Annotated in this window: 21 protein-coding genes and 1 tRNA gene; 12 read left to right on the top strand and 10 right to left on the bottom strand. The window is 67.8% G+C overall.

The window, feature by feature from the left end:
• Window positions 1-127: 127 nt before the first annotated feature.
• The 6 genes from GVY64_RS16745 to GVY64_RS16720 form a co-directional block, all read right to left on the bottom strand.
• Window positions 128-1435, bottom strand: a complete 1308-nt coding sequence (locus tag GVY64_RS16745) for an AAA family ATPase (protein WP_236566883.1) — start codon at window positions 1433-1435, stop codon at window positions 128-130.
• On the bottom strand, window positions 1432-1779 hold the full coding sequence (locus GVY64_RS16740) for a hypothetical protein (protein ID WP_159842387.1): 348 nt from the start codon (window positions 1777-1779) through the stop codon (window positions 1432-1434). Before GVY64_RS16740 ends, GVY64_RS16745 begins: the two co-directional genes overlap by 4 nt.
• 17 nt (window positions 1780-1796) lie before the next feature.
• Window positions 1797-2084 (bottom strand): hypothetical protein, encoded by a 288-nt coding sequence (locus GVY64_RS16735; protein WP_159842385.1) that lies wholly within the window; start codon window positions 2082-2084, stop codon window positions 1797-1799.
• Window positions 2084-2425: a hypothetical protein gene (locus GVY64_RS16730; RefSeq protein WP_159842383.1), complete on the bottom strand. Its 342-nt coding sequence runs from the start codon at window positions 2423-2425 to the stop codon at window positions 2084-2086. Before GVY64_RS16730 ends, GVY64_RS16735 begins: the two co-directional genes overlap by 1 nt.
• Window positions 2422-2883: a hypothetical protein gene (locus tag GVY64_RS16725; RefSeq protein WP_159842381.1), complete on the bottom strand. Its 462-nt coding sequence runs from the start codon at window positions 2881-2883 to the stop codon at window positions 2422-2424. Before GVY64_RS16725 ends, GVY64_RS16730 begins: the two co-directional genes overlap by 4 nt.
• 98 nt (window positions 2884-2981) lie before the next feature.
• Entirely contained in the window at window positions 2982-3182 is a 201-nt protein-coding gene (locus GVY64_RS16720) for a helix-turn-helix transcriptional regulator (RefSeq protein ID WP_236566882.1), read from the bottom strand.
• A 130-nt stretch (window positions 3183-3312) separates the two neighbouring features.
• On the opposite strand from GVY64_RS16720, the gene GVY64_RS16715 reads away from it, so the two are divergent.
• Window positions 3313-3861: a hypothetical protein gene (locus tag GVY64_RS16715; RefSeq protein ID WP_159842379.1), complete on the top strand. Its 549-nt coding sequence runs from the start codon at window positions 3313-3315 to the stop codon at window positions 3859-3861.
• Window positions 3858-5060, top strand: a complete 1203-nt coding sequence (locus GVY64_RS16710) for a site-specific integrase (protein ID WP_236566881.1) — start codon at window positions 3858-3860, stop codon at window positions 5058-5060. The genes GVY64_RS16715 and GVY64_RS16710 overlap by 4 nt, the downstream gene beginning before the upstream one ends.
• 59 nt (window positions 5061-5119) lie before the next feature.
• On the opposite strand, the gene GVY64_RS16705 is transcribed toward GVY64_RS16710, so the two are convergent.
• Window positions 5120-5193: transfer RNA gene (locus tag GVY64_RS16705), tRNA-Arg, on the bottom strand.
• Between the two features lie 201 nt (window positions 5194-5394).
• Here GVY64_RS16705 and GVY64_RS16700 point away from each other — a divergent pair.
• The 7 genes from GVY64_RS16700 to GVY64_RS16670 all read left to right on the top strand — a co-directional run bounded on the left by GVY64_RS16700 (window position 5395) and on the right by GVY64_RS16670 (window position 17551).
• Window positions 5395-7428 (top strand): cytochrome c oxidase assembly protein, encoded by a 2034-nt coding sequence (locus GVY64_RS16700; RefSeq protein ID WP_159842377.1) that lies wholly within the window; start codon window positions 5395-5397, stop codon window positions 7426-7428.
• Complete coding sequence (locus GVY64_RS16695) at window positions 7425-8393, top strand: serine/threonine dehydratase (protein ID WP_236566880.1); 969 nt, start codon at window positions 7425-7427, stop codon at window positions 8391-8393. The genes GVY64_RS16700 and GVY64_RS16695 overlap by 4 nt, the downstream gene beginning before the upstream one ends.
• Before the next feature lie 158 nt (window positions 8394-8551).
• The gene (locus GVY64_RS16690) at window positions 8552-9049 is read left to right on the top strand and encodes a single-stranded DNA-binding protein (RefSeq protein ID WP_159842374.1); all 498 of its coding nucleotides are present in this window, start codon (window positions 8552-8554) and stop codon (window positions 9047-9049) included.
• Between the two features lie 81 nt (window positions 9050-9130).
• Entirely contained in the window at window positions 9131-10807 is a 1677-nt protein-coding gene (gene ettA / locus GVY64_RS16685; RefSeq protein ID WP_159842372.1) for an energy-dependent translational throttle protein EttA, read from the top strand.
• Between the two features lie 636 nt (window positions 10808-11443).
• A complete protein-coding gene (locus GVY64_RS16680) occupies window positions 11444-16384 on the top strand; it encodes an NAD-glutamate dehydrogenase (protein ID WP_159842370.1) in 4941 nt (1646 codons plus the stop codon).
• A complete protein-coding gene (locus tag GVY64_RS16675; protein WP_442939600.1) occupies window positions 16381-16845 on the top strand; it encodes an acyl-CoA thioesterase in 465 nt (154 codons plus the stop codon). Before GVY64_RS16680 ends, GVY64_RS16675 begins: the two co-directional genes overlap by 4 nt.
• A 40-nt stretch (window positions 16846-16885) precedes the next feature.
• Window positions 16886-17551, top strand: a complete 666-nt coding sequence (locus GVY64_RS16670; protein WP_159842368.1) for a hypothetical protein — start codon at window positions 16886-16888, stop codon at window positions 17549-17551.
• A 235-nt stretch (window positions 17552-17786) separates the two neighbouring features.
• Here the strand turns inward: GVY64_RS16670 and GVY64_RS16665 are convergent, their stop codons facing one another.
• Window positions 17787-18095 (bottom strand): AzlD domain-containing protein, encoded by a 309-nt coding sequence (locus tag GVY64_RS16665; protein ID WP_236566919.1) that lies wholly within the window; start codon window positions 18093-18095, stop codon window positions 17787-17789.
• Window positions 18095-18790 carry an AzlC family ABC transporter permease gene (locus tag GVY64_RS16660; protein ID WP_159842364.1) on the bottom strand — a complete coding sequence of 232 codons (696 nt, stop codon included), beginning with the start codon at window positions 18788-18790 and terminating at the stop codon, window positions 18095-18097. The genes GVY64_RS16665 and GVY64_RS16660 overlap by 1 nt, the downstream gene beginning before the upstream one ends.
• A gap of 298 nt (window positions 18791-19088) precedes the next feature.
• Between GVY64_RS16660 and GVY64_RS16655 the strand changes: the two genes are divergently transcribed.
• Window positions 19089-19655 (top strand): helix-turn-helix domain-containing protein, encoded by a 567-nt coding sequence (locus tag GVY64_RS16655; RefSeq protein ID WP_159842362.1) that lies wholly within the window; start codon window positions 19089-19091, stop codon window positions 19653-19655.
• A 4-nt stretch (window positions 19656-19659) separates the two neighbouring features.
• Here GVY64_RS16655 and GVY64_RS16650 read toward each other — a convergent pair whose 3' ends face one another.
• A complete protein-coding gene (locus GVY64_RS16650; protein ID WP_201298039.1) occupies window positions 19660-20364 on the bottom strand; it encodes an HNH endonuclease in 705 nt (234 codons plus the stop codon).
• A gap of 243 nt (window positions 20365-20607) precedes the next feature.
• On the opposite strand from GVY64_RS16650, the gene GVY64_RS16645 reads away from it, so the two are divergent.
• Both GVY64_RS16645 and GVY64_RS16640 read left to right on the top strand, forming a co-directional pair.
• Complete coding sequence (locus GVY64_RS16645) at window positions 20608-21012, top strand: globin (RefSeq protein ID WP_159842360.1); 405 nt, start codon at window positions 20608-20610, stop codon at window positions 21010-21012.
• Between the two features lie 205 nt (window positions 21013-21217).
• Window positions 21218-22822 carry a glycoside hydrolase family 13 protein gene (locus tag GVY64_RS16640; protein ID WP_159842358.1) on the top strand — a complete coding sequence of 535 codons (1605 nt, stop codon included), beginning with the start codon at window positions 21218-21220 and terminating at the stop codon, window positions 22820-22822.
• Window positions 22823-22870: the final 48 nt, after the last annotated feature.

The raw sequence follows: 22870 nt of genomic DNA, 5'->3' as shown, positions 1-22870 counted from the left end.
GTGAAAGCGCAGGTCATGGCTTTGGGCGGATGAAACGATGGTGAAACGACCGGTGAAACGGGTCAGGTGGTGAAACGGCGGGACCGGTGAAACGGTGGTGAAATCTCGAACCCCACCTGACCTGCTGCTATGCATCCGTTTCACCACTTTCACCACTTTCACCAGTGGTGCGAATCCGTTCGTAAGTTCCACGCTTCGGCCGCGCGATCCGGCCCGACTCGTACAGCTGCGAGAGCTTGTTGCCGACCAGCTTGTTGTCCATCGACAGCGCTTCCGCGACGACCGCGGGTGTGGTCGGCCCGTGGTCCATCACGTACTGGAAGATGTCCATGGTTCGGTCCCCGAGATTGCCTGCCTCCCTGCGGCGCTCCACCGTGGCAGCGGAGTCCATCAGGTCCATACCGTCGAGGAACCAGCGCCCGCCGTCGGCGACCAACGCATATTCGTTCTCGGGTACGTCGCGGCCCGTCACAGCCAATACAGCGCGGTCTTCCTTGCGCTTGCGACTGAGCACGAGCACGAAATCGGCCGATCCCGCGATGCCCTGAGTGCCGCTCACCGCATCGACGAAATCCGTACTTTCCGCCTTGCGGGTGTGGTGCACCGCGAGCAGACATGACCCTGGGGACGAATCGGTGAGGTCCTTCAGCCTTGATCCCATGGCGTAGTCGGCGCTGTAGGACTCCTGCCCGGCCAGCTTGGGAGGCTTCACCTTGCCGAGCGTGTCGAGGATGATCAGCGGCTTGCGGTGGCCGAACAGGTGGAGGTACTCGGCGATAATTCCGGGTACCTCGTTTGGGCGGGCTGTGACCATGAAGTGAACTTCGGCGGGAAGAGGTCCGCCGTCGGCCATGGTCCGAAACCGCGATTGCAAGCGGCGCGGGCCGTCCTCGAGCGCGAGGTAGAACACGGGGCGCTGCTTCACGGGGATTTTGCCGAGCGCATATCCGCCGGAGGAACATGCGAGCGCGAGCCCGCCGGCCATCCAGGACTTTCCCGCCTTCGGTGCACCGACGAGCAGGCCGAATCCTTCCGAGACGACGCCTTCGACCAGCCATTCCAGCGGCGGAAATTCTTGCGCGTCCAGCCATGTGCCGTTGAACATCGAATCCAGCAGACTGCGCGGGGTGGAAGGGACCACTTCGGCTTCTTCGGGTGGTGGTTCGTCTCCGGCCGATCCGTCTTCGTCCTGAATCTGCGCGATGAGTTCTGCGGTCATGTCCTGAACGGCCTGGGACCGCTCGGTCGGGGTCCGGCCGTCTCGGGCATGAACGGCAGTGCGCCGACGCTCGATCTGCCGCCGGGATGCCGCCTTGCACTTCTGGCACGTCGGCATGAACAGGTTGTGCCCGCGGCAATGCGCGGTCGGTTCGGGGAGAACGCCCGAAGGCGCGGCCGATGCGGCCGCGCCCTGGGTTTCGTTGTTGTTGGTCAACGGCCACCGCCGAGGGTGGCCTGCGCGTAGTCGCGGGACTCGACGAGCTTGGCCCGTAGGTCCGCCCCAAGCTCAGGCGAGACCGCGTCGAGCACCTGCAACAGCGGCCCCAACACGTTCCGCGCGAGCAGCGACAGAGCGGCGGCCGTGGTGTAGCCGAGTTCGTCCGGCGGGAGGATCTGCGCCCATTCGATGCCGACGCGATCGGTTGCGTCGTCGTCGCCTGCCGCAACGGCGTACTCGTACATCATCACCGTTGCCGCGCTTTGGATTTGCGAGACGTCGAGGACGCCGCGCGGTGTGCCATCGTCGTTGACGATCAGCGCCAGGTCGATGTCTTCCATGAGGTTCCTTTCGGGGTCTAGGGCGTCTCGTCGACGAACACGGCGCGGGCCAGGCGGAAGGCGTCGAGCCATGCGGACTCGGCGTCGGGCCAGGGCAGTTCGTTCGCGGAGGCGAGACGAGCGCGAGCGGCTTCGAGCTGGGCGCGGCGGGCATGTTCCCGCCATGCCTGCTCGGTGGTCCGCGGTACGCGCGGGTTGGTGGCCGGGACGGGATGGGCGCCGAAGTGCTTGCGCCACAGCTCCCGGGCGTCGGCCGGGCAGGTGATGGGCCTACCGAGCGACGGGGCCACGTGAGGGTGTGTCATCAGCGCACCCCCTCGCACTCGGCTGCGGCGTGGTTGACGTTGCCGAACCCGTAGCGGCGGACTCGGACGTCTGTCGCCCAGCCCAACCGGGGGTGGTAGATCCACGTGCCGCTGTCCTTGTCCGGCCCGTGCATCGCGGCCTGCACTGCGTAGGCGAGCAAGCAGCGCTCGCCGTGATGGTCGATCCCGTGGCGGGGAACGGCTTTCACCACGCCGCTGTCGGCGACGATGACCGAGCCCACACCGAGCCATTTCCCGCGCGGGTCGACAGTGCCGATCGGTGCGGCGAAGATGATGCCGAGGACCGCTGCGGCGTCGAGGACGGACGCAGCGGCGGTCATCGGGCCGTCTCCTTGCCCTGGTGCCCGACGGCGATCCGGTCGCACTCGACGGTGAGCAGCGCCCACTGCCGATCGGCCGGTTCGTCCCGGTTGGCTACCACGAAGTCGATGACTGCCGAGGGGGGCACGCGGTCGTCGTAGTTGCGGATCAGCCAGAGGATCAGGTCGGTCATGCTGTCGTTCGGGGTGGCGGATGCCGCCCGCTCGGCCTTGTCCACCAGGACCGACCAGCCGTTGATGTGGAGCGAGCGGCGGCACACGAGTTCTACGGCCGTGATCTGCCAGGGCTTGCGGCCGTCGATGTAGTCGCGGAGCTTGCCCGGCTTGATGCCGGTCTCCGCGGCGATCTGCTCGACGTCCTTGCCGCTCTCGTCGATGAGAGCGCGGATGCGGGCGGCAACCCGCTGGGCGTAGCCGTCGAGCTGCGAGGGGCTGGTAGGGGTTGGTATCGTGTCCAACTGAAACACTTCCTTGGTTGGGGTGGTGATTTCGTCGGCCCGGTGAGCTGTAGGCGCAGCTCCCGGGCCGTTTCCGTTTCGGGGCGGCGGCTCAGCCATTAGGCAACGGCCTTCTGGGACTCAGCCCAGGTCAGGCAATCGCTGAGCTTGTAGCGGGCGTATCGGCCGATCTTGTAGAAGTCCGGACCGGTGCCCTTGCTGGCCCATTCGGCGACCGTCTTGACGGGCACGCCGAACATCTGGGCGACCTCAGCCCGGGTAAGCCATCGGACTTGCGCATCCGACGCGAGTGCGTCCACGGGGACCTCCTTCTGTAATCGGAACGGTTTTTCAAACCGTGTCGTAAAGATGTGTCAAGTATCAGCAGGGATCGGATGTGATGTCAAGACGGTCTTCCGGAACGTTTCGGAAATGTGGGAGACTCGGCTCATGCCTGCGTACTCGACAAGTTCGACCGATCAGGGATGGCTGCTGTATGGGGGCCGCCTGTTCGCGGCCGCGCCGGCCACGGTGGTGGCCCAGCCCAAACCGGACGATGAGGATCCATGGGAGGTGAAGGTCGAAATGCGCCTGGACATCCAGGATGGGCGGCTCGTGTGCACGAAGCTGAGCGCCGAGCAACTGCCAGACGGGCCGCCAGTCACACTCGACAACATCCGGCGCATCCCGGTCGCACGGATCGTCGCTGCTGCCGCCGACGAGTTCGGCCTCATCACGGAGCGCAAGCCCGGCGGGGGATACAGCCTTATGTCAACTGGGTTCGATTGGCCCGCAGATGATTTCGCAAAGAATGGGCCGACACCAGACGCGCTCGAGGACATCACGCGCGTCTATGCCTTCTGTATGGCATCAGGCCTCAGCCCGAACGCCGAATTGCTCAAGCGATACGGCATCCCGAAGCCGACCACGTCGCGATGGATATCCACTGCACGGCGTCGGGGCATTCTGGTAGACGAGCACCGCCGGATCGGTGAATGACAATGGCCGGTAGACCGCCGCTGCGCATCGGCACCCACGGCAAGATCAAGCGAACGAGTCTCGGGGGCGGGGTATGGGTCGCGCGCTGCCGGTTCCGCGATGGCGACGGCGTGACGCGGATCGTGGAGCGTCAATCGCCCGAAGGCAAGTACGACCAGCGCGGACAGCTCGCCGAGGATGTGCTCCTGCTCGCGCTGGAAGAACGCCGAGCGGGCGCCGGAGATGACGAGATTACAGGGGAGACGCCCGTCTCGGTGTTGTGCGCCAAGCACATTGAGAACCTGGTGAACAAGGGGAGGGCAACCCGCACGATCGACACCTACCGCGATGCGGTGAAGGCGATCGAACCGCGCGCCGGGTCTGTGCGCACCCGCGAGGCAACCGCCGGGCGGATGGACAAGGCGATTCAAGCCATCTGCGACCGGCACGGCTATGCCACCGCCAAGCAAGCCCGGACGGTGCTGCGCGGTGCTCTGCAACTTGCGGTCGTCGCCGACGTGCTTGCGGTCAACCCGATCGACAGCACGTCGCGGCTCGAGCGCAAGGCGCCACCGAAGGGCGCGCCGTCGATCACCGCCGAACAGCTCGCGCAGCTCCTCGCGGATCTGCGGACCAGCGCCGTGCAGTGGAGGGGTAAGCGGACGGTTGCCGACTACTGCCGGACGGCCGACCTTGCCGACCCGATCATGATGCTCATCGGCACGGGGATGCGCCGCGGCGAACTACTCGGCCTGCGCTGGTGCGACATCGACGAAGCAACCTCCGTCGCGTCCATCTGCGGCAAGGTCGTGCGCAAGCGCGGCGGTGGGCTCATTCGCGAGAGCTTCGCCAAGACCGATGCCGGGAACCGTGACATCATCCTGCCGAAGTTCGTCATGGAGATGCTGAAGCGCCGTCGCACAGAACCGCACCCCAGCAAAGACGGGGTGATCTTCCCCAGTTCGGCCGGGACGCTACGTGACCCGGACAACTTCAACCAGCAGTGGGCCAAGGTGCGCGAACGACTCGGCGTGCCGGATGTGTCGAGCCACAGTTTCCGCAAGGCCCTGGCGACGCTGCTCGATGACGCGGCGCTGTCGGCCCGTGTCGGCGCCGACCAACTGGGGCACCGACATGTCTCGATGACACAGGATGTTTATTTCGGTCGCGGGCGGATACATAAGGAAGTGGTTGACGTACTAGACGCCTTGTCCTCATAAGCGATGGATATCCGATGGATGGAGTGTCAGGGACCGCAGTAGAAACGGTCCCTGACCAGCGCCCCCGGCAGGAATCGAACCTGCGACCTAGGGATTAGAAGGCCCTTGCTCTATCCAACTGAGCTACGGAGGCAGCGGGTTCCACGATGGCCGACATTGGCCGTGCTGTCCAGCGGGTCGATTATAGCGACCGTCCAGGTAGCCGGGTTCTCAGCGTTAGCAACGTTTCAGCCATCCCGAGACAGTAGGTGACGCGCCGGTGGTGATCCGCGGCCAGGATATCGGTACAAACCCGACCGGGCCACGGAATACTCGCCGAACTACGCTCAGTCGTATGTCGTCCGTCCCCACCTCGTCCGCCGCTCCCCGAGCCGAGGCTGCCCGGTCCGGGGCGACGGTCGCGACGGTCACCGCGCTGGCCGGCGCCATTGCGGCGGTGGTCGCGGCGCTGGTGGTAGGGCTGTCGGCGGCGCAGGCGCTGAGTCTGCTCGGCATCCCCGACCCGGGCGCGCCGACCACCTACGGCCTGCCCGCCATCCGGGCGCTCGCCGATCTGTCGGCGGCGCTGACGGTCGGTGCGCTGCTGTTCGCGGCCTTTCTCGTCCCACCGCAGCGCAACGGGCTGCTGGACGTCGGCGGGTATCGCGCGGTGCGCCGGGCGTCCGACTTCGCGGTGCTGTGGGCGTGCTGCGCGGCGCTGCTGGTGCCGCTGACTGTTTCGGACACCACGGGGCAGCCGGTGGGGGAGGTGCTGCGGCCGGACGGTCTGTGGCGGGCGATCGGTCAGATCGAGCTGGCCGGGGCCTGGCGGACGACCGTCGTCCTCGCCCTGATCGTCGCGGTCGGTTGCCGGCTCGCCCTGCGCTGGGGCTGGACGCCGGTCCTGCTCGGCGCCGCGATCGCCACCATGATGCCGCTGGCGCTGACCGGCCATTCCTCCTCGGGCGGGTCGCACGACGTGGCGACCAACAGCCTGATCCTGCACCTGGTCTCCTCCGCCGTCTGGGTCGGCGGCTTGTTCGCGGTGCTGGCGCACGCCGTGCGCGGGGGCGCCTACACCGACGTGGCGGCGCGGCGTTTCTCGCTGACCGCCACGGTCGCGTTCGCCGTGATCGCCGTCAGCGGCGTGATCAACTCCTGGGTCCGGGTGCCGCTGGACGAGCTGTTCACCACCACCTACGGCAGGTTGGTGCTGGCCAAAGCCGCGGCCTTGGCGGTGCTCGGCGTGTTCGGTTATCTGCAGCGCCGCGCCGCGCTGCCCGCTCTGGCGGCCGATCCCGGCGACCGCAGGGCGCTGATCCGGTACGCGGGCGTCGAGGTGCTGATCTTCGCCGCGACCATCGGCCTCGCGGTGGGGCTCGGCCGCACGCCGCCGCCACCGCCGGACTCCGTCCCGACTCCCGTCGAGGTGGAACTGGGCTACGACCTGGCCGGGCCCCCCAACTCGGCCCGCCTGCTGTTCGACTGGCGGTTCGATCTGATCTTCGGCACGTTGTCGATCGTCCTCGCGGTGCTGTATCTGCTCGGCGTGCGGCGGCTGCGCGCACGGGGTGACGTGTGGCCGGCCGGGCGGACGCTCGCCTGGCTGTCCGGCTGTGTGGTGCTGCTCGTCGCGACCTCCTCCGGTGTCGGCCGGTACTCGCCCGCGATGTTCAGCGTGCACATGGGGGCGCACATGGCGTTGTCGATGCTCGCGCCGATCCTGTTCGCGCTGGGTGGCGCGGTGACGCTGGCGCTGCGCGCGCTGCCCCCGGCGGGACGCGGCGGCGTGCCCGGTCCGCGGGAATGGCTGCTCGCCGCGGTGCACAACCCGGTGTCGCGTTTCCTGACCCACCCGATCGTGGCCTCGGCGATCTTCGTCGGCGGGTTCTACGCGCTGTACTTGGGCGGCATCTTCGACGCCTACGCCGACTCGCATGCCGCGCACCTGCTGATGAACCTGCACTTCCTGCTCAGCGGCTACCTGTTCTATTGGGTGGTGATCGGCATCGATCCCAAGCCGAGGCAGGTGGAGCCGCTGACCAAGCTCGCCATGGTGTTCGGCTCACTGCCGTTCCACGCGTTCTTCGGCATCGCGCTGATGAGCATGACCACGGTGCTCGGCGGCTGGTTCTACCGCGGTCTCGGTCTCGGCTGGAACGGCGATCTGCTCGGCGACCAGCGCACCGGCGGCAGCCTCGCCTGGGCGAGCGGTGAAGTGCCCCTGGTGGTGGTGATGCTGGCGTTGCTGATCCAATGGTCGCGCAGCGATCAGCGGCTCGCGCGGCGCACCGACCGCGCTGCCGAACGCGACAACGACGCCGCTCTCGCCGCACACAACGCGATGTTCGCCGAGCTGGCCAAGCGAGATGGAGAAGTGCGTAAGTGAGTGAACGCGCCACCACGGTCTCCCCACACAGACCGGCCGGGCGGGTGGAACGGTCGCACGTGCGATCCGCACGCAAGCGGCTGGCGGGCCGGATCCGCAAGACGCCCGTCTTCCACACGTCCGTGGCGAGCCCGTCGGGCCCGGTGCCGGTGACGATGAAACTCGAGCACCTTCAGCACGGCGGGACGTTCAAGGTGCGCGGCAGCCTCAACGCGTTGCTGGAGTCGGGCGACGGCATCGATCAGGTGGTGATCGCCTCCGGCGGCAACGCGGGCATCGCGGCCGCGCTGGCCGCGGCACGGCTGGACAAGACCTGCACGGTCGTCGTCCCGGAGACGGCGCCGCACACGAAGGTCGCCGCGATGTGGTCGCACGGCGCCGAAGTGCTGTGGCACGGCACCACCTACGCCGAGGCCTTGGCGCACGCGACGGAACTGGCCACCGAACGCGGCGCGCTGTTGCTGCACGGCTACGACCTGCCCGCGGTGGTCGCGGGCATCGGCGTCGTCGGGCTGGAACTCGAAGAGCAGGTGCGCGGGCGTCCGCCGGTGCTGGCCGCGGTGGGCGGCGGCGGACTGATCGCCGGGATCGCGGCCGCGGTCGGGCGCCGTCAGCAGGTGATCGGAATCGAGCCCGAGGGCTCGGCGGTCCTGCGTGCGGCGCTGGCGGCGGATCGTCCCGTCGACATCGTCGGGTCCGGAGTCACCGTCGACACCCTGGGGCCGACGCGGCTCGGTGACATCGCCCTCGACGTCGCTCGCAGGCACGACGTGCGGTCGCTGCTGGTGAGCGACGACGCGATCACCGCGGCGCGGGAGTATCTGTGGCGCGAATTCCGCATCCTGGTCGAAATGGCGGGCGCCGCGGCGCTGGCGGCCGTGCACAGCGGCGCCTACGTTCCCGCGCCGGATGAGCGACCGGTGATCGTCCTGTGCGGAGCGAATACCGACGTGGCGGTGCTCTGACCGGACGAGGTGAAAGCTTGTTTTTCACATTCAGCGGAGTTGTGCACATTCCGGGAACGGGTCGCGCGGCTTGCGCAGAATCGGCGCACCCTGGAAGTGCCTCCTGGTGGGGGAGGAATTCCGGGCAGACCCGGATCCAAATGTGAAGGGGCGTAATCATGTACGAGGCGAACGCGACCGTGATCGGAACGATCGCCACCCATCCGGTCAAGCGCGATCTGACCAATGGCGAGCAGGTGGTCACCTTCCGGCTGGCGAGTAATTCTCGTCGGCTGGATCACACGTCGGGGCAATGGGTGGACAACGGCACGTTGTATCTCACCGTCAGCTGCTGGCGCCGGCTGGTGGCCGGTGTCGACGCGTCCCTGCGGCGCGGCGATCCGATCATCGCCCACGGCCAGCTGCGCTCGCACGAGTACCGCAGCAAGGACGGCGTCGAACGACGGGATCTGGAGATGCGCGCGACCGCGGTCGGACCGGACCTGTCCCGCTGCACCGCACAGGTGACACGGTGGTCCGACCTGCCGTCGCGGAATACTTCCGAGGCGTCGAGCGCTGAAGGTCGGGTGCCGGTCGGTGGCGCGCCGGGGGAGAATATCGTTACCGCCGGTTCGGCACCTGCTCGCGGCAGCGCGCCCGAGCCTGCCGACGCTTGATCGCACGACCGGTCTTCGTCCTGCGCGGCAGGGTAGCTCTGCTTCGTCCGCTCATCTCTCGCACCGATAGGCTTCACACTTATGGCTGAGTTCATTTACCAGATGAAGAAGGTTCGCAAGGCGCACGGCGACAAAGTCGTGCTCGACGATGTCACCTTGAACTTCCTTCCCGGCGCCAAGATCGGCGTCGTCGGCCCGAACGGCGCGGGTAAATCCAGCGTGCTGAAGATCATGGCCGGACTGGACCAGCCGAACAACGGTGACGCGTTTCTCGCCGCCGGCGCCACCGTCGGCATCCTGCAGCAGGAACCTCCGCTCAACGAGGAGAAGACCGTCCGCGGCAACGTCGAGGAGGGCATGGGCGAGATCAAGGTGAAGCTGGATCGCTTCAACGAGATCGCCGAGCTGATGGCCACCGACTACTCCGACGAGCTCATGGAGGAGATGGGCAAGCTCCAGGAAGATCTGGATCATGCCGACGCGTGGGATCTGGACTCCCAGCTCGAGCAGGCGATGGACGCGCTGCGCTGCCCGCCGCCGGACGAGCCGGTCACCAACCTCTCCGGTGGTGAGCGCCGCCGGGTGGCGCTGTGCAAGCTGCTGCTGAGCAAGCCCGACCTGCTGCTGCTCGACGAGCCGACCAACCACTTGGACGCCGAGAGCGTGAACTGGCTCGAGCAGCACCTGGCGCAGTACCAGGGCGCCGTGCTCGCGGTTACCCACGACCGGTACTTCCTGGACAACGTCGCCCAATGGATCCTCGAGCTGGATCGCGGCCGCGCCTACCCATACGAGGGCAACTACTCCACCTACCTGGAGAAGAAGGCCGAGCGGCTCGAGGTCCAGGGCAAGAAGGACCAGAAGCTGCAGAAGCGGCTCAAGGAAGAGCTCGCCTGGGTGCGGTCCGGCGCGAAGGCCAGGCAGGCCAAGAACAAGGCCCGCCTCGGCCGGTACGAGGAGATGGCGGCCGAGGCCGAGAAGATGCGGAAGCTGGACTTCGAGGAGATCCAGATCCCGGCAGGCCCGCGCCTGGGCAACGTGGTGGTGGAGGTCGAGCACCTGGACAAGGGCTTCGGCGACCGCCAGTTGATCAAGGACCTGTCGTTCACCCTGCCCCGCAATGGCATCGTCGGCGTGATCGGTCCCAACGGCGTCGGTAAGACCACGCTGTTCAAGACCATCGTCGGGCTCGAGCAGCCGGACAGCGGCGAGGTGAAGGTCGGCGAGACGGTCAAGCTGAGTTACGTCGATCAGAACCGCGCGGGCATCGACCCGAAGAAGACGGTCTGGCAGGTCGTCTCCGACGGCCTGGACTACATCGAGGTCGGCCAGCAGGAGATGCCGTCACGGGCCTACGTGAGCGCATTCGGCTTCAAGGGCCCCGACCAGCAGAAGCCCGCGGGCGTGCTGTCCGGTGGTGAGCGCAACCGGCTGAACCTGGCGATGACGCTCAAGCAGGGCGGCAACCTGATCCTGCTCGACGAGCCGACCAACGACCTCGACGTGGAGACCCTCGGCTCGCTGGAGAACGCCCTGGAGAAGTTCCCCGGCTGCGCGGTGGTCATCTCGCACGACCGCTGGTTCCTCGACCGCACCTGCACCCACATCCTCGCGTGGGAGGGTGACTCCGACAACGAGGCCAAATGGTTCTGGTTCGAGGGGAACTTCGAAGCCTACGAGGCCAACAAGGTCGAGCGGCTCGGCCCGGAAGCGGCCCGTCCGCACCGGGTGACGCACCGCAAGTTGACCCGCGGCTGAGTTCGGCGCGGGGGTGGGTGCGTGCCGCACCCACCCCCGCAACTCGCCGCGCTCGTCCCCGTTCGATGTGAGCGGCGGTCGGACCGGATGGCGGCGAGTCGATTTCGCCGTGTGTGAACCCGCTGCCACTGCGGGTGTGCGCACGGAATCGGGGCGGCTGCTGCCTGGTGTTTGCTGATGCGCCGTGGGAGGCGGCGCAGCCGGAGTGCAGAGCCGGAAGGGGGGATCGAACGCGCTCGGTGGGACGGCGCGAAAAGTCTTTGTCGCGAACGCGGAACAGGAGTGACACCTACCCGTGCGTAGCTCGCTAGGGTGGGAGACGTGAATGCGCAGGCGCAGTTCGAGCAATCGGTGGCTTCGACCGCCGGCGCGGTGGTCGAGCTGACCCGAGGTACCGGTGCGGCGCCGCTGCCGCCACGGATACGGCCTGTAGCGCTCACCTGACGTTAGCGGGTCCGATTCTGTGCTGTGCCCGAGGTCGTCGCGTGCGACCCCGGCACACGAGCGGCGAATTCCGCGGTCGTGGTGAACACCTGGATGTCGAAAGGGATTTCACCCACGCGTCATCGGCGCACAGTTACCCTCGGACCGGCGTCACTTTGTTACGGAACCGATATCCGAGGGAGTTGGCGAAAAATGACCGTCTCGTCCGAATTGTCCAGCGCGGCGTGGGCCGCGGGTTTGCCGCAGTCGCTGCGCGGCGAACTCGCGACGCTCGAGGAGGCGTACTTCCGCCACGTCGACGCGGGCGATGTGGACTGTGCGATCACCGGCATCACCCAGATCTTCCGCAGGCACCTCGAGCTGGCGGTGACGCGCCGCCCCGGTCGCGCGCTGGTGCGGGTGTATCACCCGGATGACGGCTCCGGAATCGGTGCGGCGGTGCAGATCGTCACCGACGACATGCCGCTGCTGGTGGAATCGATCAGCTCCTCGCTGAGCCGGATCGGCGTGAGCGTCAGCGAGATCATCCACCCGATCTTCGAGGTCGAGCGGGACGAGCAGGGACGACTCACGCACGCCGCCGCGCACGAGGTGGACGGTACCGGCGCGGCGGGCCTGCGTGAATCCTGGATGCACGTGCAATTGCATCCGTCGACCAGTGCGGCGCTGCTGGCCAAGGTCGAGGCCGCGGTGCCGGACGTGGTGGACGACGTGCGTCAGGTGATCGGCGACACCGAAGCCATCGAGGACGTGCAGAGCAAGCTGGCCGATGACCTGGACCTGGCGGCGCAAGCCGGGACCGCGCCGTTCGAGCCGACCGAACTGACCGACACCGCGAAACTGCTGCGCTGGCTGGCCGGCGGGAACTTCACCCTCCTCGGTTACGCGCGCTACCGGCTGAACACCGACCAAGGCCGCGAGATGTCCACCGTCCTGCCCGCCACCTGCCTCGGCGTGCTGCGCCCGGACGTGGGCACCGACTTCCACGTGCCGGTCAACGGTGGTGACCGCCCGCTGCTGACGCTGACCCAGGGGCTGGTCCCCGCCACCGTGCACCGCGCGGTGTACCCGTACTTCGTCAGCGTCGCCGACTTCGACGCCGACGGAACGGTCATCGGTGAACACCTGTTCATCGGTGTCTTCACCGTTACCGCCGTGCACGAGAACGTCCTGGATATCCCCGTGATCGAGCGCCGGGTCCGCTCGGCGATCGAGGGGAGCGGATTCGACCTGGAATCGTTCTCCGGCCAGGCGATGCTCGAGGTCATCCAGTCCTTCCCGCGCACCGAACTGTTCTCCGCCGACGGCGAGACGCTGCGCCGCACCGCCACCGCCGTGCTCGGCGTGAGCCTGCGCCGCCAGGTGCGCCTGTTCCTGCGCGCGGACACCTACGGCCGCTATGTCGCCTGCCTGGTCTATCTGCCTCGCGACCGATACACCACCAGCGCGCGGCTGGAGATGCAGGACATCTTGGTCCGCGAACTGGGCGGGGTGTCCATCGACTATTCCGCGCGGGTGGGCGAAAGCGACTTGGCGCGGGTGTATTTCACGGTGCGCATGCCGGAGGCCGAACTCGGCGTTCAGCGTCGCGCGACGCCCGCCGCCGACACGTCCGAACCCAACCGGCTGCGTCTGCAGGCCCTGCTCGCCGAGGCCAGCCGGACCTGGGACGACCGCTTGAACGACGAGGTGAGCACGTCGACGGTGCTCGATCCCGCCGTGGTGCAGCGGTACGCGGAAGCCTTCCCCGAGGGCTACAAACAGGATTTCGCCGCGGCCCGCGCGTTGGCGGACATCGTTCGGCTGGAGCGGCTGCGCGACGGACGGATCGACCAGTATCTGTATCGGAAGCCGGACTCGACCCCGGGATCCTGGCGCTTCACGCTCTATGTCGGCGGCAGCGGTATCTCTCTGAGCCAGGTGCTCCCGCTGCTGCAGAGCCTCGGCGTCGAGGTGGTCGACGAGCGGCCGTACCAGCTCGCGCTGGAGGCCGCCGCCGACGGCGGAGCCGGCGGTGAGCGGTGGATCTACGACTTCGGTCTGCTGGCTCGCGCGGAGCTGCTGCGCAGCTCGCTCGATCGGGATCTGGACGCGGAACTGCTCGAGTCCTCCAAGCGCGCCGACGTGCTGGAAGCGGAGGTACGCGGGCTGCGCGAGCGGTTCGTGGAAGCCTTCGAGGCCATGTGGTACGGGCGCGCGGAGGCGGACGGTCTCAACGAGCTCGTGTTGCGTGCCCGGCTGCCGTGGCGGGCCGTCTCGATCCTGCGCACCTATGCGAAGTACCTGCAGCAGGCCGGTTTTCCGTACAGCCAGGCCAATATCTGCCGGGTGCTGCTCACCTATCCGGACATCGCGCGCCTGTTCGTCGACTTGTTCGCAGCGCGTTTCGATCCCGACACCGTCTCCGCCGAGCACGCGAAGGACCTGGAGACCCAGGTGCGTGGGCGGATCGACGAGGTGGTCAGCCTGGACGCGGACCGCATCCTGCGCGCGATCCTCGGCCTGATCAAGGCGACGCTGCGCACCAACTACTACGTGACCGACGCGGAAGGAAACCCGCGCGACTACGTCTCGGTGAAGGTGGAACCGCGGGAAATCGCCGAATTGCCGAAGCCGAAGCCGCAATTCGAGATCTTCGTCTACTCTCCCCGAGTCGAGGGCGTGCATCTGCGGTTCGGTTCCGTGGCGCGTGGCGGCTTGCGTTGGTCGGATCGGTTGGAGGATTTCCGTACCGAGATCTTGGGTTTGGTCAAGGCGCAGGCGGTGAAGAATGCCGTGATCGTGCCGGTGGGCGCCAAGGGCGGCTTCGTGGTCAAGCAACCGCCCGCCGCCACGGGTGATCCGGTCGCGGACCGGCAGGCATTGGGCGCGGAAGGCGTCGCGTGCTATCGCACGTTCATCTCCGGCCTGCTGGACGTCACCGACAACGTGGACCGCGCTACCGGTGAAGTGCTCCCGCCCGCGCGGGTGGTGCGCCGGGACGGTGACGACACCTACCTGGTCGTTGCCGCGGACAAGGGCACGGCGACGTTCTCCGACATCGCCAACGACGTGGCGCAAAGTTACGGCTTCTGGCTGGGTGATGCGTTCGCTTCGGGTGGTTCGGCGGGTTATGACCACAAGGCGATGGGCATCACCGCCAAGGGTGCGTGGGAGAGCGTGAAGCGTCATTTCCGCGAGATGGAGATCGACACCCAGACCCAAGACTTCACCGTCGTGGGAGTCGGTGACATGAGTGGTGATGTGTTCGGCAACGGGATGTTGTTGTCGGAGCACATCCGGTTGGTGGCTGCGTTCGACCATCGCCACATTTTCTTGGATCCGGATCCGGATGCGGCGCGTTCGTATCGGGAGCGGCAGCGGATGTTCGCGTTGCCGAGGTCGTCGTGGGCGGACTACGACACGTCGCTGATCAGCCCCGGCGGCGGCGTGTGGGACCGCACGGTGAAGGCGGTGCCGATCAGCCCGCAGGCCAGGGCCGCCCTCGGCCTCGGCGATGACGTCGTCTCGCTGTCGCCGCCGGAACTGGTCCGCGCCATCCTGCTGGCCCCGGTCGATCTGCTGTGGAACGGTGGGATCGGCACCTACGTCAAGGCGAGCACCGAAACCAACGCCGAGGTGGGCGACAAGTCCAACGACCCGGTTCGCGTCAACGGGAACCAGTTGCGCGTCAAGGTGGTCGGGGAGGGCGGCAACCTGGGCGCGACGGCGCTGGGGCGGATCGAGTTCTGCCGCAACGGCGGCAAGATGAACACCGACGCGCTGGACAACTCGGCGGGCGTGGACTGCTCCGACCACGAGGTCAACATCAAGATCCTGCTCGACGCCGTTGTCTCCGGCGGCCAACTGCCGCCGGACGAGCGCAATCCGCTGCTGGCCTCGATGACCGACGAAGTCGCGCAGATGGTCCTGCGGGACAACGTGGCGCAGAACTTCCTCATGGGGATCTCGCGTACCGAGGCGACGCAGATGCTGAGTGTGCAGATGCGGCTGATCGAAGATCTGGAAGAGCGGCGCGGCCTCGATCGCGAGCTCGAAGCGCTGCCCTCGGATCAGGAGATGAAGCGCAGGTCGGAGGAAGGCTCCGGGCTGGCCTCGCCGGAGCTGGCCAATCTGCTGGCGCACGTGAAGCTTTCGCTCAAGTCCGATCTGCTCGATTCCGACCTGCCCGACAGCCAGTACTTCGCCGCGCGGCTGCCGGACTACTTCCCGACGCCGCTGCGCGACCGGTTCGGCGCGGCGATCAAGCGTCACCGGCTGCGGCGGGAGATCGTCACCACGATGATCGCCAACGAGATGGTGGACTACGGCGGCATCACCTACGCGCACCGGCTGAACGAGGAGGTCGGCGCCACCACCACCGACGCGGTGCGCGCCTTCGCGGCGGCGACCGGAATCTTCGACCTGCAGGAGCGGTGGGCGCGCATTCGCGCCTGCGACGCGCCCACCGCGGTGCGCGACCTGCTCGAACTGGAGACCAAGCGCACCCTGGACCGGGCGTCCCGGTGGCTGCTGAGCAACCGGCCGCAGCCGATCGCGGTGGGCTCGGAGATCAGCCGGTACCGCGCCGACGTGCGCGCACTCGCCCCGAAGGTGCCGGGGTGGCTGCGCGGACATCACGTGTTCACCCTCACCGACCGGTCCGCCGAGTTGATCGCCCGTGGCGCGCCGACCGACCTGGCCACCGAGGTCTTCGGTCTGCTGCACCTGTTCCCGCTGCTGGACATCGTGGACATCGCCGACATCACCGATCGGGACGGCGACGAGGTCGGGTCGCTGTACTACGCGCTCAACGATCACCTCAAGATCGACTGGTTGCTGCAGGCGGTCAGCCACCTCGAACGCGGTGACCGCTGGCATGCGCTGGCGCGACTCGCGCTGCGCGACGACATGTACGGCTCGCTGCGCTCGCTCACCCTCGACGTGCTCTCCGGCGGCGACCCCGAGGAGACGGCGGACGAGAAGATTGCATACTGGGAGTCGAAGAATCAGTCCCGCCTCGGCCGAGCCAGGGCGGCGCTGTCGGAATTGTTCGAGTCCGGGACCCACGATCTCGCCACGTTGTCGGTTGCAGCGCGGCAAGTGCGGAGCATGGTGAGCGGGGTGGGCGCTCAATCGGAGGTACCACGTTGACGAGTTCGGTGAGCGGCAGCGGAAAGGCGTCGGGCAGTCTCACGCTGCCCAGGCGTTTCCACGCCAAGGTGGACGTCAGGTGGTCGGATATGGACGTGTTCCAGCACGTCAACCACGCCCGCATGGTGACGTTGCTGGAAGAGGCGCGGATTCCATGGCTGTTCGAGGACGGCCGTCCGACCGCCCCGCTGCGCGAGGGTTGCGTCCTCGCCGACCTGCGGGTCCGGTATCGCGGCCAGCTGCGGCACGAGGACACGCCGCTGGATATCGCCATGTGGATCGAGCAGTTGCGCGCGGTCGACTTCACCATCGGTTACGAGGTGCGGGCGGCGGGCGCGCAGCCCGATTCGCCCGCGGCCGTGGTCGCGTCCACGCAGATCGCGGCGTTCGATATGCGGGCGCAGCGGTTGCGCAGGCTCACCGATGCCGAGCGTGATTACCTGTCCGAATGGATGGAGTGAGCGTCGGCGCTGGTCGGATGCTGACGGCGGAGCGGCCGTGATGACAGAACAACGTGTGCTGCATGTGCCCGATCCGGCGGAGCGAGAGAATCTCGCGACGTTTCTGACCAGGGCCGTGCGGCTGGACCCTGCGGCGGTGGTGCGCCTGCGCCGCCGCGGGGAGAAGTACGTCGCGGCCTGGGTGGCGACGGGTTTCGAGGCGTTGGCGATGCGCACCGTGGTGGCCGAGCTCGGTGTCGACGACGTGACGGTCGGCGCCGATTTCGTGCTGGCCGGTTCGGCGAGCGGCGGTCCGATCGACCTCGGATACGCGATGGACTCCGCGTGGCGTGGCGCGTTGCCGCCCACGGACGGGTTCGCGCACGTCGATGACGTGCCCGCGCGCACGCTCGTCGAACTCGCCGAGCAGGGTGCGCAGCTGGCGAAGGAACACGGCAGTGGCCATGGCCCCCCGGCCTCGCTGCTCGATCAGGCGGTACTGACCGTGTCCGGCGCGGGCACCCGGGTCCAGGTGCCGATGCGGGTCGTCTTCGCGCTCACGGCGATGGACTTCATCCCGCATTCGGGGGAGAAGGCCGACCCCCGCCGCATCCCGCCCGCCGAGATCGTCCGCGTCCGGGCAACCAAGACATGGCTGCGGCTCGACGCTCGCTACGGTTCGGTGGCGCGCCGGCTGGGCGGAGGAATTCCTCTGCTGCCGCACTGAATTCCGTGGCATGCGGAGCGCGGGAGTCCCGCGCCGCAGTCAGGACAGCCGGTGGTCTCGATGACGATCGGTCTCGTGCACAACGAAATTCGCAGACGTAGGTGACGAAGCGAATTCTCGAGTAGCAAACGATTGCCCCGAAGCGATCGATGGGGCAGGCGGCGCCGTCGGCAGGAGGGGACGGCGCCGCCTGCCGCCGCGAGAAAGAAGCGAGCCGCCGAGCAGTTCCGGCCGCTCAGGAGATGCCGAGCAGGCGCACGAATGCCGTTGTAGCGGCGGCCGCGAGGATGACCAACAGAATGGGTCGTCGGAACCAAGCGACGAGTCCACCGGCGAAAACCCCTGCGGGCACGGCGAATCCGAGGTTCGCGGTGCCGAGCGGCAGTGTGGTGACGGCGACGAGCGCGGTCAGCAATACGACGGCGCCGATTTCCAGCAGCCGCACCACGCGCGCCGGAAGGCGCACTCGGTCACGCAGGGCGGGTCCGGCCCAGCGGAACGCGTAGGTGCCTGCGGCGAGGGCGACGACTCCCACGGCCAGCATCACGCCGCTCTCCATACGGTCGCGGGTTCGGGCTTCTCCCGCACTGCGACCAGTACCCCGGCCAGGGCGAGTAGGACCGGCAGCCCTGTGGGCAGGAACGGAACGCTGACCAGCGCGATCGCTGTGCCGACACCCACCGCCGCGAGGGTGGTCCGGTCCCGCAGTGCGGGCAGCACCAAGGCGAGCAGAACCGCGGGGAACACCGCATCGAGTCCGAGCGCCGAGGTGTCGGTGACCACCGATCCGATCAGCGCTCCGATGGCGGCGCCGCCGGGCCAGGCGAGCAGCACCCCCGCGCCGGTGATCCAGTAGGCCGCGCGCCTGCGTCGCGCGTCGGGCTGAGCGATGGTCATCGCGACGGACTCGTCGTTCATGAGATGGACGCCGAGCGGACGCCACCTGCCCGCGCCGACCGCGTCGGGGACCGAAAGCCCGTACGGCACATGCCGGGCGTTCACCAGCAGTCCCGCCAGCATCGCCGCGATGGGACTGCCGCCGGCGGCGACGATCCCGAGGAACAGGAACTCCGAACTCCCGGCGAGCACCACGCAGCCGAGCAGCACCGGCAGCCAGACCGGAAAGCCCGCCGCGACCGCCGTGGCCCCGTAGGAAATCCCGATCACCCCCACGGCGAGGCATACCGCCCCGATCCCGAGCAGTGCATTCCGATCGAGTGTTCGCCATATCGAACGCATGTAGCTTATAGTGAACACGACGCGGCGCTCCGTCAACCTCTTGCTCGCCGGAGTTCCGCCGGGCAAGCGATGCGAGCAGCGCCCGCACCGGGCGTCCGGCAGAACTCACGGCATAATCACGGCACACGCAACGACAGAGCAGGACCACGGCAGCGCAAGTGCGCGCCGGGGGCAACGACCAGGCGGCGCAACCACAGGCTTCTGGCGAAGTGAGAGCCGGCATGTGCTCTTCGCGGCCGCGCCGACACAGCCGTGCACACCCAGCGCCGCAGGTGCGGGACGACCAACGGAGCGGGAAATGACACAGCAGGACGCGACGACCACACCGCAGGCGGTGATCGCCGCCGCGCTGCGTCGCGAGCGCACTCGGGCCGGACTGTCGTTGAGCGAGGTCGCAGGTCGCGCCGGCATCGCGAAATCGACGTTGTCCCAACTGGAGTCGGGCGCCGGGAACCCGAGCCTGGAGACACTGTGGGCGTTGTGCGTCGCATTGGACATGCCGTTCTCCCGGTTGCTCGACCCGCCGCGCCCGAAAGTCCACGTGATCCGCGCCGGTGCAGGCCCGGTGGTGGCAGCCGAGCAATCGGAGTACCGGGCGACCCTGCTGGCGGCCGGGCCGGCCAACTCCCGCCGTGACCTGTTTCGCATCACCGCGGAACCGGGGCACGCGCGCCGATCGGATCCGCATATCGCCGGTGTGGTCGAGCACGTGCTGCTCGCCGAAGGGCGCGCGCTGGTGGGACCGGTCGACGCACCGGTCGAGCTACACCCGGGTGACTACATCGCCTACCCGGGTGATCGGCCGCACGTATTCGAGGCATTGGCGTCGCCGACCTGGGCGACGCTGGTGGTGGAGTACACCTGATCCGTCAGGCGGCGCCTTCGCCGAGATACTGCAACCACACCGGGTCGAGTTCGGCGGTGGTGGACAGCAGGCGCCAGTGCGGTCCCTTCGGGGAGACCAGCGGGGCCCGTAGCGTCCAGCCCAGCTCGCTGAGCAGCTTGTCGGCTTTGCGATGGTTGCACGGCGCGCAGCTGGCGACGCAGTTCTCCCAGGAATGCTCTCCGCCGCGGCTGCGCGGGATGACGTGGTCGATGGTCTCGGCTTTGCCGCCGCAGTATCCGCAGCGGTAGCGATCTCGGTGCATGAGGGCGGCGCGGGTCATCGGCACCCGGGCGCGGTATGGGACGTGGACATAGGTGCGCAGACGGATCACCGAAGGAATGGCCACCGACGTCTCGGCGGAGTGCACTACCGGGCCTTCTTCGCTGTGATGAATGGCGTCGGCCTTGTCGCAGATGAGCAGGATGATCGCGCGGCGCGCGGACAAAGCGGTGAGCGGCTCGTAGGTGGCGTTCAACAGCAGCACCCGGCTCTTGAGCCAGTTCGTGCCCTCGGTTGGCGGGGCGGTGGGGCGGGCCCCGTGGTCGTGATGGCCACGATGTCCACCCGGATATCGTTCGGACAAGATGTGCAGCGGAGTAGCCCCCGACCCACGATTGTGGACGTCGGCGGGCTCGAGTTGTCGGTGCGCTCGCGCCTCGTGTGATCGGGCGCCGTGCCGCTGCTTCATCTCGACCTCGATTTCATGATTGGCAGGATCATGTGGTATCTGCAAAGCAGAGACTGTCACCCAGTTGACCATGGAATGTCGGGCATTGCACGGTGATTTTCGACAATGTCCGGTTAACTGTGGCTGAAGTGCCATTCCGGCGCGATGTTCCGGTTGCCGACCGGCGGCGGATGGGCGGTGCGGCGGCGGTGACCGGGCGCGGGCACAATGGACGGCGACGCATCCGGTGAATCGAGAGGGTCTATGACTTCGGGCGAGCAAACGGCGACGTCGTTCTACGAAGCGGTCGGCGGGGCGGAGACGTTCCGGCGGCTCGTCGCGACCTTCTACCGGGAGGTGGCCGCCGACGAGGTGCTGCGCCCGCTGTATCCGGAGGAGGATCTCGGCCCGGCGGAGCGGCGTTTGCGGATGTTCTTGGAGCAGTATTGGGGCGGTCCGCGCACCTACTCCGACGAACGCGGCCACCCCCGCCTGCGCATGCGGCACATGCCGTTCACCATCGGCCCGATCGAGCGGGACGCGTGGTTGCGGTGTATGCGCATCGCGGTCGCCGAGATCGAGCCCGACATCCTGGACGACGAACATCGCAAGGCGCTGCTCGACTACCTCGAGATGGCGGCCAATTCGCTGGTGAACGCCCCCTTCTGAGACTGTGGCGCCGGTGTGTTTTCTACCGCGTTGTGGTGTCGGCAGATTCGCTGATGAACCGCTGGTGACCGCAACCTTGCGCGTGAGAAACGTGACTGAGCAGTGCTTTTCGCTTGAGAAGCTGGCACTGCTGATCATTTGCCATGGCTCTGAATCGTCGTAGTGCGGGAGAACTCGACCGTCGAAACTTTGGCACTATTGCGATGTGAGTGATGCACCAGCCTTAACGGCGCCGGCGGATCCCACCACCTCGTCGTGGTGGCGGTCCGCCGTGTTCTACCAGGTTTATCCCAGATCCTTCGCGGACTCGAGCGGCGACGGGGTCGGCGATCTCGGCGGCGTCCGGGACAAACTGGGCTATCTCGAACTGCTCGGCGTCGACGCCCTCTGGATCTGCCCCGTGATGCGTTCGCCGATGGCCGACGGTGGCTACGACGTTGCCGATCCGCGCGACATCGATCAGCTCTTCGGCGGGCTCGCCGCGATGGACGCGCTGATCGCCGAGGCGCACGCCCGCCGGATCAAGGTCACCATGGACCTGGTGCCCAACCACACCAGCGACCAGCACCCGTGGTTCCGGGCGGCGCTGGCGGCGGCTCCCGGCAGCCCGGAACGGGACCGGTACATCTTCCGCGACGGCCGTGGTCCCGACGGCGCCTTGCCGCCGAACAACTGGCCCAGCATCTTCGGCGGTCCCGCCTGGACCAGGGTCACCGAACCCGACGGCACGCCCGGCCAGTGGTACCTGCACATCTTCGCCCGTGAGCAACCCGACCTGAACTGGACGAACCCCGAAGTCGTCGCTGATTTCGAGCAGACGTTGCGGTTCTGGCTCGACCGCGGCGTGGACGGTTTCCGCATCGACGTCGCGCATGGCATGGCCAAGCCCGACGGTCTGCCGGACATGCCCGAGTTGTCCGTCTCGGCGCTGTTGGCGCACGACGACAGCGACCCGCGCTTCAACAATCCCGCCGTGCACGACATCCACCGCAGGATCCGCAAGGTGGTCGACGAGTATCCGGACGCCGTGACCATCGGAGAAGTGTGGGTGAACGACAACACCCGCTTCGGCGAGTACGTGCGCCCGGACGAACTGCACCTGGCGTTCAACTTCCGTCTCGCGGAATCGGCGTTCGACGCCGACGCGGTGCGCGACGCGATCGACAACTCGCTCGCCGCCGTGGCGCCGGTCTTCGCCGTGCCCACCTGGACGCTGTCCAATCACGACATCGAGCGGGAGGTCACCCGGTACGGCGGCGGCGCGCTCGGCGTCGCGCGGGCGCGGGCGATGGTTCTGGTGGAACTCGCGCTGCCGGGTGCGGTGTTCGTCTACAACGGCTCCGAACTGGCGCTGCCCAACGTCGATGACCTGCCCGACGACGTGCTGCAGGACCCGGTGTGGGAGCGGTCGGGGCACACCCAGCGCGGCCGCGACGGCTGCCGGGTGCCGCTGCCGTGGGAGGGTGTCGCGCCGCCGTTCGGGTTCACCACCGGGACGCCGTGGCTGCCGATTCCGCCCGAGTGGGCGCCGCTGACCGTCGAGGCGCAGCTCGAGGAGCTGGGGTCGACCTTGTCGCTGTATCGCCTGGCGATCGAACTGCGCGCACTGCGGCCGGAGTTCGCGGGGGACCGGATCGAGTGGTACGGCAGCCCGGCGGGATGCCTGGCGTTCCGCCGCCCGGGCGGGCTGGTCTGCGTGCTCAACGCCTCCGACGCACCCATCCAGCTACCGCCGGGAGACCTGCTGCTGGCCAGCGCGCAGCCCGACGCAGGCCAGCTGCCGCCGAACGCGGCCGCCTGGTTGGTCTGAGTTCCGACGGAAAACCCCAGCTCGCTGTGGGTGCAACCGACACGGACG

Origin of the sequence: Nocardia sp. CY41 (assembly GCF_009829325.1) — a bacterium.
Lineage (GTDB): Bacteria > Actinomycetota > Actinomycetes > Mycobacteriales > Mycobacteriaceae > Nocardia.
This window is presented reverse-complemented; position numbering and strand designations above follow the sequence as displayed.